The organism is Janthinobacterium sp. 75 (genome assembly GCF_004365495.1).
Lineage (GTDB): Bacteria > Pseudomonadota > Gammaproteobacteria > Burkholderiales > Burkholderiaceae_D > Janthinobacterium.
The window spans coordinates 2,237,232-2,255,770 of the sequence record NZ_SORD01000001.1 but is presented as its reverse complement, the minus strand read 5'-3'; the positions used below and the strand labels follow the sequence as shown (position 1 = coordinate 2,255,770).

General features: G+C 62.5%; 16 protein-coding genes. 2 read left to right on the top strand and 14 right to left on the bottom strand.

Features of this window, described 5'->3' with window-relative positions; all coding sequences use genetic code 11:
- Positions 1 to 45: 45 nt before the first annotated feature.
- From C8C89_RS10260 to C8C89_RS10215, 10 genes are all read right to left on the bottom strand, one after another.
- Positions 46 to 408: a translation initiation factor Sui1 gene (locus C8C89_RS10260; protein WP_101482415.1), complete on the bottom strand. Its 363-nt coding sequence runs from the start codon at positions 406 to 408 to the stop codon at positions 46 to 48.
- A gap of 50 nt (positions 409 to 458) precedes the next feature.
- Positions 459 to 1,247 carry a flagellar motor protein MotD gene (gene motD / locus C8C89_RS10255; RefSeq protein ID WP_133993276.1) on the bottom strand — a complete coding sequence of 263 codons (789 nt, stop codon included), beginning with the start codon at positions 1,245 to 1,247 and terminating at the stop codon, positions 459 to 461.
- Positions 1,248 to 1,252: 5 nt separating this feature from the next.
- On the bottom strand, positions 1,253 to 1,999 hold the full coding sequence (locus tag C8C89_RS10250) for a flagellar motor protein (RefSeq protein WP_133989775.1): 747 nt from the start codon (positions 1,997 to 1,999) through the stop codon (positions 1,253 to 1,255).
- Positions 1,981 to 2,712 carry an RNA polymerase sigma factor FliA gene (locus tag C8C89_RS10245; protein ID WP_133989773.1) on the bottom strand — a complete coding sequence of 244 codons (732 nt, stop codon included), beginning with the start codon at positions 2,710 to 2,712 and terminating at the stop codon, positions 1,981 to 1,983. The genes C8C89_RS10250 and C8C89_RS10245 overlap by 19 nt, the downstream gene beginning before the upstream one ends.
- A 44-nt stretch (positions 2,713 to 2,756) precedes the next feature.
- On the bottom strand, positions 2,757 to 3,620 hold the full coding sequence (locus tag C8C89_RS10240; protein ID WP_101484688.1) for an antiactivator of flagellar biosynthesis FleN protein: 864 nt from the start codon (positions 3,618 to 3,620) through the stop codon (positions 2,757 to 2,759).
- Positions 3,613 to 4,941: a flagellar biosynthesis protein FlhF gene (gene flhF, locus C8C89_RS10235; protein ID WP_099762516.1), complete on the bottom strand. Its 1,329-nt coding sequence runs from the start codon at positions 4,939 to 4,941 to the stop codon at positions 3,613 to 3,615. The genes C8C89_RS10240 and flhF overlap by 8 nt, the downstream gene beginning before the upstream one ends.
- Positions 4,942 to 5,258: 317 nt before the next feature.
- A complete protein-coding gene (flhA, locus tag C8C89_RS10230; RefSeq protein ID WP_133989771.1) occupies positions 5,259 to 7,355 on the bottom strand; it encodes a flagellar biosynthesis protein FlhA in 2,097 nt (698 codons plus the stop codon).
- Positions 7,352 to 8,545 (bottom strand): flagellar biosynthesis protein FlhB, encoded by a 1,194-nt coding sequence (gene flhB, locus C8C89_RS10225; RefSeq protein ID WP_101482418.1) that lies wholly within the window; start codon positions 8,543 to 8,545, stop codon positions 7,352 to 7,354. The genes flhA and flhB overlap by 4 nt, the downstream gene beginning before the upstream one ends.
- A 139-nt stretch (positions 8,546 to 8,684) precedes the next feature.
- Positions 8,685 to 9,683, bottom strand: coding sequence for a fumarylacetoacetate hydrolase family protein (locus tag C8C89_RS10220; RefSeq protein WP_101482419.1), 999 nt, complete (start codon positions 9,681 to 9,683; stop codon positions 8,685 to 8,687).
- An 88-nt stretch (positions 9,684 to 9,771) separates the two neighbouring features.
- On the bottom strand, positions 9,772 to 10,482 hold the full coding sequence (locus C8C89_RS10215) for a 16S rRNA pseudouridine(516) synthase (protein ID WP_101484689.1): 711 nt from the start codon (positions 10,480 to 10,482) through the stop codon (positions 9,772 to 9,774).
- A gap of 257 nt (positions 10,483 to 10,739) precedes the next feature.
- On the opposite strand from C8C89_RS10215, the gene C8C89_RS10210 reads away from it, so the two are divergent.
- On the top strand, positions 10,740 to 11,102 hold the full coding sequence (locus C8C89_RS10210; protein WP_133989769.1) for a hypothetical protein: 363 nt from the start codon (positions 10,740 to 10,742) through the stop codon (positions 11,100 to 11,102).
- A 389-nt stretch (positions 11,103 to 11,491) separates the two neighbouring features.
- On the opposite strand, the gene C8C89_RS10205 is transcribed toward C8C89_RS10210, so the two are convergent.
- The 4 genes from C8C89_RS10205 to C8C89_RS10190 form a co-directional block, all read right to left on the bottom strand.
- Positions 11,492 to 12,493: a S49 family peptidase gene (locus C8C89_RS10205; protein WP_101482421.1), complete on the bottom strand. Its 1,002-nt coding sequence runs from the start codon at positions 12,491 to 12,493 to the stop codon at positions 11,492 to 11,494.
- Positions 12,494 to 12,534: 41 nt separating this feature from the next.
- The gene (locus tag C8C89_RS10200) at positions 12,535 to 12,912 is read right to left on the bottom strand and encodes a Rieske 2Fe-2S domain-containing protein (protein ID WP_180338519.1); all 378 of its coding nucleotides are present in this window, start codon (positions 12,910 to 12,912) and stop codon (positions 12,535 to 12,537) included.
- Complete coding sequence (locus tag C8C89_RS10195; protein ID WP_133989767.1) at positions 12,909 to 13,568, bottom strand: HAD-IIIA family hydrolase; 660 nt, start codon at positions 13,566 to 13,568, stop codon at positions 12,909 to 12,911. The genes C8C89_RS10200 and C8C89_RS10195 overlap by 4 nt, the downstream gene beginning before the upstream one ends.
- 90 nt (positions 13,569 to 13,658) lie before the next feature.
- Positions 13,659 to 14,654: an RluA family pseudouridine synthase gene (locus tag C8C89_RS10190; protein ID WP_034754116.1), complete on the bottom strand. Its 996-nt coding sequence runs from the start codon at positions 14,652 to 14,654 to the stop codon at positions 13,659 to 13,661.
- Positions 14,655 to 15,342: 688 nt separating this feature from the next.
- Between C8C89_RS10190 and C8C89_RS10185 the strand changes: the two genes are divergently transcribed.
- The gene (locus C8C89_RS10185; RefSeq protein WP_133989764.1) at positions 15,343 to 18,495 is read left to right on the top strand and encodes an Rne/Rng family ribonuclease; all 3,153 of its coding nucleotides are present in this window, start codon (positions 15,343 to 15,345) and stop codon (positions 18,493 to 18,495) included.
- Positions 18,496 to 18,539 lie beyond the last annotated feature (44 nt).

Sequence of the window (18,539 nt, the reverse complement as noted above, 5' to 3'; positions counted from 1 at the left end):
ACGTTACCACAGGCGTGCTGCGGCGGGCCGCACGCCTCCACACTCTCAGCCGCCGGCCTTTTTCGCCTGGTGGCCCAGCTTGGCCAGCGCGGCCATCACCGTCTCGACATGGTCGCCCTGCACTTCGATCACGCCATCCTTGACGGTGCCGCCCGAGCCGCACTGCGTGCGCAGCTGCTTGCCCAGCAGCGCCAGGGCGATGGCGTCCAGCGCCAAGCCTTTCACCACGGTGACGCTCTTGCCGCCACGGCCCTTGGTCTGGCGCGACACGCGCACCACGCCATCGCCCGCAGGCGCCGCCTTGGCCTGCGCCTTGCACGCGCATTGCGCCAGCGGCTGGCGGCAGGCTGGGCACATGCGGCCCGTTTCGGTGGAATACACTAGACCGCCCAGGGAGCTGCTTTTCATGATGGATAGCTAAAAAGGAAGAAGGCAGCGATTGTACCAAGCGGCGAGGGTCAGTTGGCCGGCGCCGGAGCAGGTGCGACGGGCGACGTCGGCACTTCCGTCACGGTCTCGGGGATGCCCGACAAAATCGTCACGGCGACCCTGCGGTTGCGCGCGCGCCCTTCCGGCGTGGCATTCGGCGCCACGGGGATATTATCGGCATGTCCCACGGCCGTCAGGCGCGACGCTTGCACGCCGCTGGCGATGAACAGGCGAACCACGGCGCTGGCGCGCGCGGCCGACAATTCCCAGTTCGAGGCAAAGGTCGAATTGCTGATCGGCTGCACATCCGTATGCCCTTCCACCTGCACGTCGTGCGTGTCATCCTTGAGCAGCACGGCCACGGCGCGCAAGGCCTGGTCCGACTCGGCCGTCAGCCCTGCGGCACCCGGGTCGAACAGCACACTGGCATTGATTTCCACGCTCACGCCGCGGCTCGTCTGCGTGACCCTGACCTTGCCTTCCTTGACCAGCGGCGCCAGGGTGGACGTGAGATCCTGCGCCAGGCGCGTCATGTGTTCGCGCTCGCGGCGGAGGGCTTCAGTGCGGCGTTTCAGGGCGGGATTCGGCAGCGCAATGGCTTGCGGTGCTTCCATGATGATGGGCGGCGCGCCCTTTTCCAGGCTGAAAGCCTGGCCGATGGCATTCTGGAAGACGCGGTACTTACCTTCGTTGACTTGCGAAATCGCATACATGACGACGAAAAAGGCGAACAACAAAGTGATGAAGTCGGCGTACGAGATCAGCCAGCGGTCCTGGTTGTCCGGTTCCTCGTCATACTTCCTGCGCGCGCGCCGCATCATGGTCAGTGCTCGTGCAGCAGGCTGGCCACGCGCTCTTCGATGATGCGCGTGTGGTCGCCCGTGGCGATGTCGTACAGCACGGCGGCCGTGATTTCATACTGCAGCACCCGGCGCGAGACGATGGCCTTGAGTTTATTGGCCACCGGCAAGAACAGCAGATTGGCCAGGCCCACGCCGTAGATGGTCGACACAAACGCCACGGCGATGCCGCTGCCCAATTTACTCGGGTCGGTGAGGTTTTCCATGACATGGATCAAGCCCAGCACGGCGCCCAGAATACCGATGGTGGGCGAATAGCCGGCCGCCGACTCCCACACCTTGACGGCCTGGCGCTCGGCCATTTCGTAGGCAGAGATCTCCACGTCGAGCAGCTGGCGCAGCTTGTCGGGGGCGATGCCGTCGACGATCATGCGCAAACCCTTGGCGTTGAAGCGGTCGGCCGTGTTTTCCATCAGGCGCTCGAGCGCCAGCGGGCCGTCGCGGCGCGCCGTCAAGCTCCATTGCCCGATGTCGCGCGCCAGCGCGGCGCGCGTATCGGCCGGCGGCAAAAACACCCAGCGCAGCATTTCCAGGCCGCGCACGAAAGTACGCAGCCGCGTTTGCAGCAGCACGGCGCCGAAGGTGCCGACGATGACGATGGCAAAGGCGGCCGGCTGCAGCAGGGAGGCCATCTTGCCGCCTTCCAGTGCCTGGCCGACCAGGAGGCCCGCCAGCGCCAGCGCCAGCCCGATTACGCTGGACCAGTCCACGCCAGCTCCCTCAAGGTTGCCCGCAGGCGTGCGACGGCCTGGGTATGCAGCTGCGAGACACGCGACTCGGACACGCCCATCACCGCGCCGATCTCCTTCAGGTTCAGCTCTTCTTCGTAGTACAGGCCCATGAGCATTTTCTCGCGTGGCGGCAGCGCGTCGATGGCATCGATCACGGATTGCCGGAAATCGGTATCGAGCAGGGACCGCAAGGGGTCGCTGTCCTCGTCCACGCAATGGCGGTCGAGAAAGCTGTCATTGCCGTCCGGGTCATGAAAGTCTTCGTAGTACAGCAACTGGTGGCCGCCGCCGTCACCCAGCATTTCCTGGTAATCGGCCAGCGACATTTTCAGCAATTTCGCCACTTCCGACTCCGTCGGCGGGTGTCCCAGGCGCTGCTGCAGGATGCTCATCGCCTCTTCGATCTTGCGCATGTTCTGGCGCATGCTGCGCGGCAACCAGTCGCTGGTGCGCAATTCGTCGAGCATGGCGCCGCGGATGCGCAGCACGGCATACGTCTCGAACTGCGCGCCATGCGTCTCTTCATAGCGGCTGATGGCGTCGAGCAGGCCGATCATGCCGGCCTGGATCAGGTCATCGACCTCGACCGAAGGCGGCAATTTCGCCTTCATATGGTGCGCCAGACGCTTCACCAGCGGAATGTGCTCCGTCAGCAAATAGTCCTTGTTCGATTTCCCTTTGACCGTGTACATAGGCTGCTTATTGTTTTAACTGCTATCGTGTGCTGATGATGGATTCAGACGCTGAACTGGTGCGGGCTCCCCGTCTGGTACAAGGTGCCACCGAGCACCGGCGCCGCCGAACGGGCCAGCCGCTCGGCCAGTCCGCGAAACGCCACCGAAGCTCCCGCCAGCGGAAAGGCATCGACCACGCTGCGGCCCAGACGCGCCGCGCGGTGCAGATACTCATCGGCAGGCACCGACCCCATCGAGGTCAGTTTCACGGCCAGGTAACGGCTCGCCGCCTGCGCCATATTATCGTATACCACTTTTGCCTCGGATTCGGAAGCGCCGGTGACCAGAATGCCAAACGGACGGCGTCCCAGTTCCTGGCTCAGGCGCTTGATCAGGCAGTATGCCGCCTTGATCGAAGTGGCGCTGGTCGACACTTGCACCACGATATCGGACGAGGCCATCAGCGGCACGGGAAAGCAATCGCCCTCGTCGGCCATGACGCCGTCGACCAGCACGATGCCGCTCTGGCGCGCCATCACCTCGAAGGTCTTGCCCAGGCGGCGCAGTTCTTCCTCGCCCGCATAGTCCATGCTGTCCATCAGGTGGTTGCGCGCACCCAGGCTGGCTACGCCGAAGCCTTGCGGCACCTGGTGGATGACCTGGTTCAAGGCGCACTGCTGGCGCGCCACGTCGCGCAGGCTGGCGCCGTGCGCCAGTCCCAGGCGCGCAGCGACGCCATCGCTGCCGCCGCTGGCGTCGAGCAGCAGCACGTCATTGCCGCCGTAGACCAGCGAGGCGCCCAGGTTGACCAGCATGGCACCCTTGTCGTCCTGCGGCGTGGCAGAGAGAAAAGTCATCACCCGCGGCTGCGGGCCGGCCAGCATGCGACGCAAGCCTTCGGCCTGGTCGAAATCGAAATTAGCCAAGGCGCACCCCGCGCGCTTCATTGTTGCGGGCAGCTGCCTGCGCCATCAGCAGCGGCAGTTCGGCATCGGAAAACTGCGTCGCCGCCGCATCGCGCTTGAGCTTGAAGGCGCGGTCGATCAGATAGCCGCGGTCGGCCAGGTACAGGTCTTCCGGCACGCGCTGGCCGTTCGACACATAAAACAGGTTCAGTTTCTGGCGGATCACCACGTCGAGCACATTGCCGATCGAGGCCGCTTCATCGAGCTTGGTCATGATGCAGCCGGCCAGGCCGCTGCCCTGGTAGGCGCGCACCACCTCGTTCAACGTTTCCTGCGTCGCGGTGGAGTTCAGGCACAGCAAACGTTTCACGTCGGCGCCGGCGCCCGACAGCATGGCCACCTGTTCCGTGACCATCTGGTCGCGCTGGCTCACGCCCACCGTATCGATCAGCACCGTGTGCTTGTTCTTCAATTCCTTCAGGGCGATGCGCAAGTCCGCTTCATCCTTCACCGAATGCACCATCACGCCGAGGATCTTGCCGTAGATGCGCAGCTGTTCGTGCGCGCCGATACGGTAGGCGTCCGTGGTGATCAGGGCCAGCTTTTCCGGGCCGTGGCGCATCACGCAGCGGGCCGCCAGCTTGGCCGTGCTGGTGGTCTTGCCGACACCGGTCGGGCCTACCAGGGCAAACACGCCGCCCTGCTCCAGCATGGCGTCTTCATTGGCCACCGTATTCAGGTTACGGCTCAGGACGGTCTTGATCCAGCGCATGCTTTGCGCGCCATCGAGGCCGGCGGGCAGCTTGTCGATCAGGTAGCGCGCCAGGCTGGCCGAAAAACCTGCTGCCAGCATTTCGCGCAGCACCACGGCTTTTTGCGGCTCGCGCTGCTGCGTCGAGCCCCACGAGATTTCCGCCAGCTGGGTTTCCATCATGCCGCGCATGGCGCGGATTTCATTCATCATGCCGCTCATCTCGGCGGCGGCGTTCTCTTTGACGTGCGCCAGTGCGCTGGCCATCATCTGCTGCATGCGGGCCATGTCCACTGGCTCGCCGGCTGCCTGGCGCGGCGCGGCAGGACGCGGCGCAGCCGGGCGCTGGGCCGGGGCGGCCGGACGCTGCGGCGTGGCGAACTGGGTCTGCAACTGGGGACGGGGCTGGGACATTTCGGACGCGGCCGGCGGCGAGGCCAGCGAAGCGGCATCGTCATTGGCCAGCGCGAGGATTTCCACCACGCCATCGGCCTGGCGGTTCGACAAGATCACGGCATCGGGGCCCAGCGCTTCGCGCACCTTGCGCAGCGCATCGCGCGACGAGGCGCCCGTAAATTTCTTCACATTCATGACCGGCCTCCCAGGGCGGGGGTGGCGCAAAATTGGCTGAACTGTGTGACCATCATGGACTCCTGTTGCTTGAGTGCTGTCTTCCACATGGACACAGATCACCCGGACAGTTTCCATTATTAGCGATGCTTGGAGGAAATGATCGAAGGAACAGGACGGGAAAGTACCCGTTATTCAGTTTGCCAGCAGGAAATTGATGAAAAAATAAGCAAAAAGAGGCAAAGGGGCCGTCGCCTGGGGTCAGACCCCCAACACCGCCGACATCAAGGTCATCGGCAACGTGTATGAGGGTCTGACCCCGGTATTGACTGTGCCAACTATTGCGCGCCCACCAGGCTGGTGACGCGAATGGTCTTGGTTTCCGGCACTTCCGCATGCGACAGCACTTTCAGCTGCGGCAGGGCGCGGCGCAGGAAGCGCGACAGCAGGGCGCGCAGCGGCGCCGGCACCAGCAGCACGGGCGTCAGGCCCAGCGCTTCCTGCTGCTGCGCGGCCAGGCCCGCCTGGTGGGCGATGGTATCGGCCAGGCCCGGCTCGATGCCGGCGCCATCGCCGCCATTGCCCATGGCTTGCATCAGCAGGCGCTCCAGGCGGCTGTCGAGGGTCATCACGGACAGTTCGGCGGCGCCGGGGAACAGTTGCTGCACGATGGCGCGGCCCAGGGACACGCGCACCAGCGCCGTCAGATCGTTCGGGTCTTGCGTATTGACCGTATGCTCGGCCAGGGTTTCGATGATGGTGCGCATGTCGCGGATGTGCACACCCTCGGCCAGCAGGTTCTGCAGCACTTTTTGCAGGGTCGACAGCGACAGCATCTTCGGCACCAGGTCTTCCACCAGGCGCGGCGCATCCTTGCCCAGGTGATCGAGCAGCGATTGCACTTCGGCACGGCCCAGCAGCTCGGACGCGTGCGAGGTGATCAGGTGATTCAAGTGCGTGGCCACCACGGTGCCCGCATCGACGACCGTGTAGCCCATCGATTGTGCCTGGTCGCGCAAGCTGGCGTCGATCCAGGTGGCGGGCAAGCCGAACGCGGGGTCGCTGGTAGCCAGGCCCGGCAAGCTACCGCTGGCCATGCCGGGATTGATCGCCAGGAACTGACCATTGAACGCCTCGCCCACGCCCACTTCCACGCCCTTGAGGGTGATGCGGTAGGCGGACGGCTTCAATTCCAGGTTGTCGCGGATATGCACGGGCGGCGCCAGAAAGCCCACTTCCTGGGCAAATTTCTTGCGGATGCCTTTGATGCGCTTGAGCAATTCTCCACCCTGCGTCTTGTCGACCAGGGGAATCAAGCGGTAGCCCACTTCCAGGCCCAGGGTATCGACTGGCATGATGTCTTGCCAGCTTGCCTCTTCCTGCTCGGGCGCCACGGTCGCTTGCGGCACTTCGGCCGGCTTCTCGGCCGCCGCCTTTTCCTGCGTGCGTTTCTTGCTGATCAAATAGGCGGAGCCGGCCAGCAATGAGGCCAGCAGGATGAAGACCATGTTCGGCATGCCGGGAATCAAGCCCATGCCGCCGATGATGCCGGCGGTAATATATAGCACTTGCGGTTTCGCAAACAATTGGCCCACCAACTGGGTGCCGATGTCCTGGTCGCTGGCCACGCGCGAGACGACGATACCGGCTGCCGTGGAAATGATCAGCGAAGGAATCTGTGCCACCAGGCCGTCACCGATGGCCAGCAGGGTGTAATTCTTGAGCGCATCGGCAAAGCCCATGTCGTGCTGCAGCAAGCCCACCAGCAGGCCGCCAACGATATTGATGACGGTGACCATGATGCCGGCGATGGCGTCGCCGCGCACGTATTTGCTGGCACCGTCCATGGCGCCATAGAATTCCGCTTCCTGCGCCACTTCCGTGCGGCGGCGGCGCGCTTCGTCTTCGCCGATCAGGCCAGCGTTCAGGTCGGCATCGATGGCCATCTGTTTACCGGGCATGGCGTCCAGCGCGAAGCGGGCACCCACCTCGGCGATACGGCCCGCACCCTTGGTCACCACGGTAAAGTTGATGATGGTCAAAATGATGAACACCACGATACCGACCGTATAGTTGCCACCGATCAGGAAGTGGCCGAACGCTTCAATCACTTTACCGGCCGCGTCGGCGCCCGTGTGGCCTTCCGTCAGCACCACGCGCGTGGACGCCACGTTCAGCGACAGGCGCAGCATGGTCGACACCAGCAGAATGGTCGGGAACGCCATGAAGTCGAGCGGCTTGACCGTGTACAGCGCCGTCAGCAGCACGATGATGGACAGCGCGATATTGAAACTGAAGAAAATGTCGAGAATGAAGGCCGGCAGCGGCAGCACCATCATCGCCAGCAGCATGATGATGATGACCGGCGCAGCGATGCCCTTGCTGGCGTTGCTGCTCATACCGCTGAGCCAGGCTGGCAATCTCAGGCCGTTCATGGTGTACTTCCTTTATTCTTGTCTGCCGCGTCTGCTGCGGCTTTGGTCTGCGATGCGGGGTCCAGCGGATCGAGCTCGGGCGGCACGTCGAGTTTTTTCGGCTTGTCGGGGCGCTGGCCGTGGCCACTGCCGTAGCTGCGCAGCTGGAACACATACGCCAGCACTTCGGCCACGGCGCCATACAAGGCCTCGGGAATCTCGTCGCCGATGTCCGTGTGCTTGTACAGCGCACGCGCCAGGGCCGGCGCTTCCAGGATGGCAACCTTGTGCTCGCCCGCCAGTTCGCGGATCTTCGCCGCCACCTCGTCGATGCCCTTGGCCACCACCTGCGGCGCGCCGCGCGAATTCTCGCCATACTTCAAGGCCACCGCGTAGTGGGTAGGATTGGTCACCACCACGTCGGCTGTCGGCACGTCGGCCATCATGCGGCGGCGCGACATTTCATGCTGCATCTGGCGGATCTTCGCCTTGATCTGCGGATTGCCGTCCGACTCCTTCGACTCTTGCTTGACTTCCTGCAAGGACATTTTCATCTTGTTAGCGTAGTGCCACATCTGGTAGGGGCCGTCGATGGCGGCGATCAGGCCCAGCGCGCCCACGATCAGCAAGAAGGCCGTGATCAGCAGGCTGATCAGATGGGCCGAACCGGCGCGCAGCGATTCCACCGACAGGCCCAGCACGGCATCTTTCTGGTGCTGCATCACCATCCAGGCAACGACGCCGACGACGATGGTCTTGGCGACGGCCTTGAGCAACTCCACCAGCGCATTCTTCGAAAACATATTTCCCAGGCCGCGAATCGGATTGAGCTTGCCAAAATTGGGGGTGAATGCCTTGGAACTGAACAGCCAGCCGCCCACCAGCACGGGCGAGGCCAGGGCGACGAGCATGATGGCTGCGGCGTACGGCAAGCAGGTCAGCAAGACGGAGCCCACGTCGTAGCCGATGCGTAACATCATCGCGTCGGGATTGAGGATTTGCTCCCGGTCCAGGGTCAAACCGGAGACCATGACCGCCGTCAGCCGGCGCACGATGGCGTCGCCGGCAAACCACAGGCAGCAGCCGGACGCCATCAGCACCGTAAACGTTGCCACTTCACGCGATCGCGGAACGTCGCCTTCCTCACGCGCCTGCTCGAGGCGCTTCGGTGACGCGGCTTCGGTCTTTTCTGCGTCGCTGTCTTCCGACATCAATCAACTCCGGTGAAGTCCTGCAGCCTGGTTAGGCGCAATACGGACTGGGCATGACGCATTATCGGTTCAATCACCACAACGCCATCAAGGGAAAAGCGGGGCGAATCCCCTGCTTTTCCTTTGCTCCCCAGAAACCTTAGCGGGACTTGCGTGCTTCGGCCTGCTTCACTGTCTGCTCGATGGCGCCAAACAGCGACTTGCCATCGTCACCCAGCATTTCCAGTCGAACAACATCACCGAACAGCAAATAGGGCGTACTGGCGACGCCATCGGCGATCATCTCCTGGTTACGTCGCTCAACGATACTGGAAAAACCCTTCTTGACTTCCTTGTTGGCCACGCCGCCCGCACTCACCACGCTGCCGGCACGCGCGTTGCGCGTCTGACACAGATGGGCCAGCAATTGCGGATAATTAAAGGCCATGTCGGCACCCGCGTGGGGCTGGCCCGTCAATTTGCCATTCAGGCTGCAACGCAAGGCGTAATGCACCTTGCCGCCGCGCCAGGCGTCGCCCAGTTCATCGGGCGTGATGGCGACAGGAGAGCAGGCCATGGCCGGCTTCGCCTGCAGGAAGCCGTAGCCGCAGGCCTGCTCGTCGGGCGCCAGGTTGCGCAGGGTAATGTCGTTGACCAGCATCAACAGCTTGATGTTCAGGTGCGCCTGGTCCGGCGTGGAACCCATGGCCACGTCGTCCGTGATGGCGGCGATGCCGGCCTCGTAATCGATGCCCCACTGCTCGTGCGCCAGAGTGATGTCGTCGTGGGCACCGAGGAAATCGTCGCTGGCGCCCTGGTACATCCGTGGCGCCTCGCGCAGATTGGCAGGCGCCTCGCTGCCTGCCGCCTTGCAGGCACGCTCGATCTGCTGCAGGTAGGACATGCCGCCCACACGCAGACTGCTGCGCGGCAAGGGCGCCATGCAGTTGGCGGGATCGAACTCGAAGGCCCGATGGCCACGGCCACTATTGATGGTCTGGTACAGCAGGTCCAGCTGGGGCGCGATGAAACTCCAGTCGTCGAGCGCCTTTTGCAGGGTCGAGGCGATGCCATCGGCCAGATGGGCCGTTTTCAGGTCGCGCGAGACGACAGCCAGCTGGCCGTCACGCGTGCCATCCTTCAGGGTAGCTAATTTCATGTGCGGGAAACTTCATCAAATGCAGGCAATGGGGACTAAAGACGCCAAAAAGCCGGGAAGTCCCCGGCTTTGGCGGTCAGCAGGAGGTTCAGGCCAGCAATGTCAGCTGTTCTGCGGTCAGATAGCACCATTCGCCTTCGGCGATGCCCAGCGACTCCAGGGTCAGGCTGCCGATCGCGGAACGGTGCAGCGCGCTGCAATGGTTGCCGGCGGCGGCCAGCATGCGCTTGACCTGGTGGTACTTGCCTTGCTCGAGCACGATTTCAAGCTGGAATTCTCCGCGCTTGACGCAGACGAGGGCTGCCAGCGGGGCCGGCTCGTCGTGCAACTGCACGCCAGCCAGCAGCAGGGCCACCAGCTCATCGGTCACCGGCTCTTGCGTGGTGGCCTGGTAAATCTTCGGAACGTGACGCTTCGGCGACGATTGCGCATGGATAAATGGGCCATCGTCGGACATCAGCAGCATGCCGGTCGTATCGTGGTCTAGCCTGCCGACGGGCTGCACTTCGCGCCAGGTGAACTGTTCCGGCAACAGGGTCAGCACACCAGGATGATGGCTGGGTTTGCGCGAGCATTCGAAGTTGGCGGGCTTGTTCAGCGCCAGGTACAGGTGCGCGCGGTATACCCACTCTTCTTCAAAAACGTGCAGCACCAGGCCTTCGGTCTCGACGGTAGTGCGGTAATTGGTCTGGGTGACGCCATCGATGACGACATCGCCATCTTCGATGAGGGAACGACAATATTTACGGGTGCCAAAACCCTGCGATTGCAGGATGCGGTCTAGGGATAATTTACTCATGGGCGTGACTTTACCAGAAGCGGCTGGCAGCGTGAAGCGGCGGCGCGCGCCGCCCGCGCCAGGCGCAGGAGCGCGCGCCAGCGTGGCGCAGACACAGATAAGGCGAAGCACAAGGTGAGATTTCGATATAAATGGCCAATTCCTTTGAGAAATATCAAGCGCTCGAAATATCGCATTGATAGACTGAAACTTCGTTAGGAATCCGCCTAACGAACTTTAGGAATCGTGGCAGTCGCCACCCCTTACAAGGACATCGTATGAAGCATACCGATACCATCGCCTTACAAGGCAGCATCGCCGACATGCGCGAGCGCATCGCCGCGGAACAGGCATCCATGCACAAGGTCAGACTCGGCGTGGCGCGCTGGCGCAACACCCCTGCGCAGCAGGAGACGGACGTGCCCCCATCGCCGGCGAGCCAGACGCACTGGCATGCCGAGGCGCAATGCCATTTCATGTGCTGGCTGGAACGGGGTGGTTTTGCGCACGCGGATGCGGACGTGAGCACGCCCGCCATGGCGGACACGCCGCCGGACATCAGCTCCCACGCCAGCAGCACCGCAGCGGCGCCGGCCCGGCAAGCAACCCTGCCTGTGCACTGTAACGGCTGCGCCGCCTGAGCGCACGGCCATCGAACCCGCCATGCCCCGCCCCCGCATGCCAACCTTGCTTCTGCCTTGCCAGCCAACCCAGACCAAATATCGCGCGATGCCGGCACACCCGGTACGAACGACGCACAAAAGGAAACGGCGGCATTGCGCCGCCGTTCCCAAGCCCCAACGGGACTTCAGTGAGGAATGTAAATTCACTCAAAACCACATCTGCGATGCGGCGAGTAGTTCCAAGACCTGCCAATCAAGTTAGTACTGACAACATAGTTGATATATCGCCCCTCCTTGAAAAGAACTACGCCTTCACTATAGCCCAAGCAGCCCGTTTTTCAAGCCAAAATACCACCTTATTGAAAATCATTCTCGACTGGCTTGCCAGCCAGTCAAGAGTCATGTCCTCAGCGCAACGCCGGTTGTGACTGCTGTACGGCCGCCTTCATGGCACCGGCGCCCATGGCGGCGCCAAATTTCTTCAGCACCCGTTCCGGCAAGCCTTCATGCTGCGTGTAGTCGACGATGTCTTCCGCCTTGACGACGTCGCGCGCCACGCTGTCGACCGTGCCAAAATCGTCGGCCAGGCCCATTTCCACGGCTTTCGCGCCCGTCCAGTACAGGCCGGAAAAGGTATCAGCCGTTTCCTTCAGGCGCTTGCCCCGCCCCGTGCGCACCACGTCGATGAATTGCTGGTGGATTTCATTGAGCATGCCTTGCGCATACGCCTTGTGTTTTTCCGTCAGCGGGCTGAAAGGGTCCATGAAACCCTTGTTCTCGCCCGCCGTCAGCAACCGGCGCTCGACGCCCACCTTTTCCATCACGCCCGTAAAGCCGAAGCCGTCCATCAGCACGCCGATGGAACCGACCACGCTGGCCTTGTTGACATAGATGCGGTCGGCCGCGGCGGCGATGTAATAGCCGCCCGAAGCACACATTTCATCGACCACCACATACAAGGGCTTGTCCGGATAGCCCTTGCGCAGGCGCTGCATCTCGTCGACGATCATGCCAGCCTGTACGGGACTGCCGCCCGGACTATTAATATGCAGTACCACAGCCACGGAACCGGCGTCGGAAAACGCCTTGTCCAGCGCAGGAATGACGACGGCGGCCGAACCGCTGCCTTCAGACTCGATGGCACCGCTGATGTCGATCAGGGCCGTGTGGCGGCCCAGGGTTTCGCTGTCGTCGGCCGTGTTGTAGTCATAAAACACCCACAGGGCGAACAGCACGATCAGCAGGCCGAACACCTTGAAAAAGATGCTCCAGCGGCGGTGCGCGCGTTGCTCTTGCAAAGTGGCAAATACCAGCTTCTCCAGCACGTCGCGCTCCCAGTTCCCTGCAGGGGCGCCGTAGCCGGGGGCTGGCACGCTGCTGTCCACCTTGTCATTCGTGTTATCGCTCATGGTTCACTTTGTTTAAATTGCAATAATGCCTGCGCCCGGCTTCAGGCCGGCAGCGGCTGGACATACTCATCGGGTTGCCAGTACAGCTGGCCATCGCGCTCGGTCACGGGAATCGGACGCAAGCGGCCGCCCTTGCAGGGACCGCCCGCGCAGTAGCCGCTTTCCGGCACATAGATGGCGCCATGCGTCGAACACATCAGGTACAAGCCGCTGGATTCGAAAAACTCACCCTCGGCCCAGTCCAGTTCGATCGGCACGTGGGCGCAGCGGTTCAGATAGCCGTACGCCTTGCCGCCATGGCGCACGACAAAGCCGGTGGTCGCTTCGCCACCGGCCGAAACGGGAAAGCGCACGCCCTTGCCGCCATCGGCCACCGCGTCGGCGGCACAAATCAATACTTCCGCAACGTCGGTCATCATGCGTGCTCGCTCAGCCATTGGTGCAGATCGGCCACCGTGGCGGCCGAATACAGCGGATTGCAGGCCTGCAACTGTTCCACAGGATGCGCCCCATACTCTACGGCAATACCAGCCGCGCCTGCATTGCTTGCCATCAACAAATCATGACTGGTGTCGCCGATCATCACGGTGCGGCGCATATCCTGCCCCAGTTCGCGCGTCAGCTCCTGCAGCATGGCAGGATGAGGCTTGGAGAACGTTTCATCGGCGCAGCGCGTCGCATCGAACAGCGACAGCAGCTTGACGGCATTCAGCGAACGGTTCAGGCCGACACGGCTCTTGCCCGTGGCGACGGCCAGAAAGTACGCTTGCTGCGACAATTCCTGCAGCATTTCCTGCACGCCGGGAAACAGGGTCAGCTCATGGTCGCGCGACAGATAGTGATAGCGGTAGCGTTCAGCCATGCGCGCATGGTATTTCGGCTCGACATCGGGCATCACCAGCCGCATCGCTTCCTGCAAGCCCAGGCCGATCACATGCGAGGCCAGCAACTCGGTGGGAATTGGCAAGCCCAGGTCTTTCGCCGACGCCTGGATACACTTGACGATGGTCGAGGTACTGTCTATCAGGGTACCGTCCCAATCGAAGACGATCAGATCAAATTGCTTTCTTGCCATGTTTCCCGACGGCAAAGCCGCCGGCTCCTTGAGAATGAATGATGGCGACTGACTACCTTGTGAGTAGTCTTGCGCCCACGCGATGGATATTTATCGTGCGGCAACGGCCAATGGTTTGCCCAAGCTTACCAAGAAACGCTCGCATTCAGCAGCCAGCGGCGCATTCAGGGTCATCGTCTTGCCCGTCTCCGGATGCGTAAACGTGATCTGGTGCGCGTGCAGGAACATGCGCTTCAGGGCGCCGCGCGTACTGTCGGCTTTCAACAGGGCGCGGTTGAGGGCAAAGTCGCCATATTTATCGTCGCCCGCGATGGGGAAACCGGAGGAAGACAGATGCACGCGGATCTGGTGCGTGCGTCCCGTCTTCAATTCCGCTTCCAGCAAGGCGAAGTTGTGATATTTATGCAACAGTGAAAACACCGTGTGCGACGCCAGGCCATCGGCCTGCACAGCCACCCGGCGCTCGCCTTCGGCCGTCGTATATTTATGCAGCGGCAACTTGATATGCTGGCGCGCATTCTTCCAGTCGCCAGCCACCAGTACCAGGTAGCGCTTGTCGGTGACGCCGTCGCGCATCTGCTCGTGCAAGTTCGTCAAGGCCGTGCGCTTCTTTGCCAGCAACAACAAGCCGGACGTGTCGCGGTCCAGGCGGTGCACCAGTTCCAGGAACTTGGCGTCGGGGCGCGAGGCGCGCAATTGCTCGATCACGCCGAACGAGACGCCCGAGCCGCCATGCACGGCCACGCCGGCCGGCTTGTCGATGACGAGCAGCTGCGCATCTTCGAAGATGATCTTGAATTCGGCGGCCGGCGCGCCCGTGGGCGCCTTTTCGGCCACGCGCACGGGTGGAATGCGCACCACGTCGCCGGCGGCGAGACGGTACAGCTGATCGATACGGCCTTTATTAACCCGCACTTCTCCCGATCGCAAGATCCGGTAGATGTGGCTTTTAGGCACTCCCTTGCACACTCTTAATAAGTAGTTGTCGATGCGCTGGCCTGCTTCTTCCTCGGCGATCGTTACGAATTGGGCTTGCGGCTGAACCGGGGGTGTTGAAGGGGGAACAACATCATTTTGACTCTTCATTTACTATGTCTTCCCAGAAATCTCTCTAAGTCCTTCATTTTGAATATATAATTGTTTTTGCTGCGGCCCTGGCTGCTGCGAGTGTAAGAATAAAAGCACATTTTACACAGGGGCGTCTCCACCGGCCTCGCCAAATTGCAAATTCGGTGGAAAAAAATGTATATGCACCATCCCTGCGCGAATCAAGGTTGCACCGTAGTTGTAATCGGATAACGCGTGGAGATGCTGAAGTGAGTGTATTGGATTATAAGGATAAGTACCCGTTAGCGCGACTTATCGAGTCGGGCTCGCGGGTTGATGAAGTTGATAACGCTTGCCGTTTTCGCCAAACCCCGTATGAGGCCACAATACTGAGGGTTGTCGATGAATAGGCTGAGGCCAAGCCTCGCCATCGCGATCCCTGTAATGAGCCGGCTTACGATTTGGCTCTGAATTTGCTGACCACTTGCATTCTCTGCCCCCCGACATTCGGGCTGTTTCAGATGAGTTGCAAGTGTCCTGTGCACTCGGCATGACGATTGACCTCACCGCGCCTGTTGCGGCCGTAACGTATACCTCGTACGCGTTGTTGCTCCGCACGCTAAGGCATTTCCCCCGCCAACACTCCCGTTCTCGCATATATCCCTGTACTTTCGCCGCTTCCCCGGAAGCGGCTTTGAGATGGCCTACGGGTCGCGGAGTTATAAAAATGAAACGCATGTTGTTTAATGCCACGCAGCAAGAAGAACTGCGCGTAGCGATTGTCGACGGACAGAAACTGATCGACATCGATATCGAGACAGCCGGGCGCGAACAGCGCAAATCCAACATCTACAAGGGCGTCATCACGCGCATCGAGCCATCGCTCGAAGCGTGCTTCGTCAGCTATGGCGAAGACCGCCACGGCTTCCTGCCTTTCAAGGAAGTTGCTCGCACGTACTTCCGCGAAGGCGTGGACGTCCGTAACGCCTCCGTCAAGGAAGCGCTGCGCGAAGGCCAGGAAATCATGGTCCAGGTGGAAAAGGAAGAGCGCGGCAACAAGGGCGCCGCCCTGACCTCGTTCGTCTCGCTGGCCGGCCGTTACCTGGTCTTGATGCCGAACAACCCGCGTGGCGGTGGCGTATCGCGCCGCGTGGAAGGTGAAGAGCGCCAGGAATTGCGCGAAACCATGGATAAACTGGACTTGCCTGCTGGCATGTCCGTCATTGCCCGCACCGCCGGCATCGGCCGCAACGTCGATGAACTGCAGTGGGACTTGAATTACCTGATGCAACTGTGGCGCGCCATCGAAGGCGCCGGCAAGTCGGCCAACGGCGCTTTCCTGATCTACCAGGAATCGTCGCTCGTCATCCGCGCCATCCGCGACTACTTCCAGCCAGACATCGGCGAGATCCTGATCGACACCGACGAGATCTACGACCAGGCGCACCAGTTCATGAGCCACGTGATGCCCGACATGGTGCACCGCGTAAAACGCTACAGCGACGACGTGCCGCTGTTCTCGCGCTTCCAGATCGAACACCAGATTGAAACGGCGTACAGCCGCACCGTGCCGCTGCCATCGGGCGGCGCCATCGTGATCGACCATACCGAAGCACTGGTGTCCGTCGACGTCAACTCGGCCCGCGCCACGCGTGGCTCGGACATCGAGACGACCGCCTTCAACACCAACTGCGAAGCGGCCGAAGAAGTGGCCCGCCAGCTGCGTTTGCGCGACCTGGGCGGCTTGATCGTCATCGACTTCATCGACATGGAAGTGGCAAAAAATCAGCGCGAAGTGGAACAGCGCCTGAAGGACGCGCTGCACCATGACCGTGCCCGTGTACAGATGGGCAAGATTTCCCGCTTCGGCCTGATGGAACTGTCGCGCCAGCGCCTGCGCCCTTCGCTGTCCGAAGGCTCGCACGTGACGTGCCCGCGCTGCTCCGGCACCGGCCACATCCGCGATACCGAATCGTCCGCCCTGCAGGTGCTGCGCATCATCCAGGAAGAAGCGATGAAGGAAAACTCGGCCACCATCCACGTGCAAGTACCTGTGGACGTGGGCGCCTTCCTGCTGAACGAAAAGCGCGGCGAAGTACTGAAGATCGAAAACCGCCACCGCATCGCCGTGATCCTGATCCCGAACAAGCATCTGGAAACGCCGCACTACAAGCTGGAACGCATCAAGCACGACGATCCGCGTCTGGAAGACAGCCAGGCCAGCTACAACCTGGCGGAAAGCGCTGAAACCGACATGGCTTACAGCAAGCGCCAGAAGGAAGAAGCCAAGCCGCGCCAGGAAGCCGTCGTCAAGACGATCACCCCTGACCAGCCGGCACCGCTGGTCGAGCGCAAGCCCGTCGAAGCGAAACCAGCTCCGGTGGCCGCGCCTGTCGCACCACAAGGCCTGATCGCCAAGATCATCAGCTTCTTCACCGGCGCCCCGGCACCGGTGGCGCCAGCGCCCGCCCCTGTCGCACCAGCCAAGCCGGCCGGCGCCGACCGCGGTGACCGCAACAGCCGTGGCCCGCGTGGCCGTGGCCGCAACGGCAAGCCTGGCCGCGAAGAACGCGAACCAGGTCAGGGCCGTCCCGCCCAGGACGACGCGACCAAGGAAGCCGAAGCACTGGAAAAGGCGGCCCGTCCGCCACGCCCACCACGTCCGCCACGCGAACCGCGCGAAGCCGGCGAAGCAACGGCAGCACCACGCGAGCGCGGTGAGCGCGGTGAACGTCCTGAACGCGCCGAGCGTCCGGAACGCGCGGAGCGTCCAGAGCGCGCCGAACGTCCGCCACGCCAGCCACGCGAAGGCCGTGAACCACGCGCCGACAAAGCCGTTGTTGCTGAAGTGAAAGCTGACGAACTGGCCCTGTTTGGCGCCAGCGCCAGCGCCGTGAATGTCGTCGTGCCGTCAAACGGCCCTGAATCCGACGCCGCACCAACGAGCTTGCTGAAAGCACCGGCGAATGCCGGTCCTGAAGGCGAAGAGACGGAAAACGACGTGGAAGGCGAAGAACCGCGCCGCCGCCGTCGTCGTGGCGGCCGCAACCGCAACCGCCGCGACCGCGAAACGGGCGAGCTGATCGAATCGGCAAACGGCGAGAACGAAGGTCAGGACGCACCCGTGATCAGCTTTACGGTCGCTCCGGCGCCGGAAGCTGCTGCCGCTGTTGCTGCTGACGCGGCCCCGGTCGCCGTCGTGGCTGCCGCCGCTGTCGTCGCCGTTGCTGCACCAGTGGAAGCTGCCGTCGTGGAAGTGGTCGACGTGGTGGAAGTGGCCAAGGTCGCGGATATCGCCAAGGTCGAAGAAGCCGCTCCTGCCGTTGAGGCCGCACACCCTGCTGAAGTGATCGTGCCGGAAGCTCCTGCCGAAGCCATCGTTGCAGCAGCACAAGCGGAACCAGCCGCTGCCGAACCAGCACCGGCTGCCGAGTACAGCTTTGCCGAGAAAGCGGAAGCCGCACCAGCGCCAGCGCCAGTTGCAGCGGAAATCATCGTCGAAGCCGCGCCAGTGGTGGAAGCCGCACCGCTGGTCGAAGCCGCCGCCGTGATCGAGGAAACGCCAGTCGCTGAAGCAGCACCTGCCGTGACGGAAGCCGCCCCGGTGGTTACTGCTCCTGCTCCTGCTCCTGCACCAGCGCCAGCACCGGTCGTTGCTCCTGCCCCGGCAGCTGCCGCGCCAGTCGCCGCGCCGCTGGACTTGAGCGCAGTACTCGGTTCGGCCGGCCTGACCCTGGCTGCCACCGATCCGGAAAAACTGCGCCTGGCGCAGGAAGCGGCCGCCAAGGCTGTCGCTCCGGTACGCAAGCCGCGCGAACGCAAGCCATTGCCGCCGCAATCGGATGAGCCGTTGATCCAGGTCAACACGCAACGTCCATAAGCAGGCCGGGTTCGCCCAGCCGCCAATGATGAAAGGGGAAGCTC

Excerpts from the sequence above, each read along its gene's own strand:
- C8C89_RS10245 (WP_133989773.1), bottom strand. The coding sequence starts at position 2,712 with ATGTACACGGTCAAAGGGAAATCGAACAAGGACTATTTGCTGACGGAG.
- C8C89_RS10190 (WP_034754116.1), bottom strand. The coding sequence starts at position 14,654 with ATGAAGAGTCAAAATGATGTTGTTCCCCCTTCAACACCCCCGGTTCAG.
- flhA (WP_133989771.1), bottom strand. The coding sequence starts at position 7,355 with ATGAACGGCCTGAGATTGCCAGCCTGGCTCAGCGGTATGAGCAGCAAC.
- C8C89_RS10185 (WP_133989764.1), top strand. The coding sequence starts at position 15,343 with ATGAAACGCATGTTGTTTAATGCCACGCAGCAAGAAGAACTGCGCGTA.
- C8C89_RS10205 (WP_101482421.1), bottom strand. The coding sequence starts at position 12,493 with ATGAGCGATAACACGAATGACAAGGTGGACAGCAGCGTGCCAGCCCCC.
- flhF (WP_099762516.1), bottom strand. The coding sequence starts at position 4,941 with ATGAATGTGAAGAAATTTACGGGCGCCTCGTCGCGCGATGCGCTGCGC.
- C8C89_RS10260 (WP_101482415.1), bottom strand. The coding sequence starts at position 408 with ATGAAAAGCAGCTCCCTGGGCGGTCTAGTGTATTCCACCGAAACGGGC.
- motD (WP_133993276.1), bottom strand. The coding sequence starts at position 1,247 with ATGCGGCGCGCGCGCAGGAAGTATGACGAGGAACCGGACAACCAGGAC.
- C8C89_RS10200 (WP_180338519.1), bottom strand. The coding sequence starts at position 12,912 with ATGATGACCGACGTTGCGGAAGTATTGATTTGTGCCGCCGACGCGGTG.
- C8C89_RS10220 (WP_101482419.1), bottom strand. The coding sequence starts at position 9,683 with ATGAAATTAGCTACCCTGAAGGATGGCACGCGTGACGGCCAGCTGGCT.
- C8C89_RS10215 (WP_101484689.1), bottom strand. The coding sequence starts at position 10,482 with ATGAGTAAATTATCCCTAGACCGCATCCTGCAATCGCAGGGTTTTGGC.
- flhB (WP_101482418.1), bottom strand. The coding sequence starts at position 8,545 with ATGTCGGAAGACAGCGACGCAGAAAAGACCGAAGCCGCGTCACCGAAG.
- C8C89_RS10210 (WP_133989769.1), top strand. The coding sequence starts at position 10,740 with ATGAAGCATACCGATACCATCGCCTTACAAGGCAGCATCGCCGACATG.
- C8C89_RS10195 (WP_133989767.1), bottom strand. The coding sequence starts at position 13,568 with ATGGCAAGAAAGCAATTTGATCTGATCGTCTTCGATTGGGACGGTACC.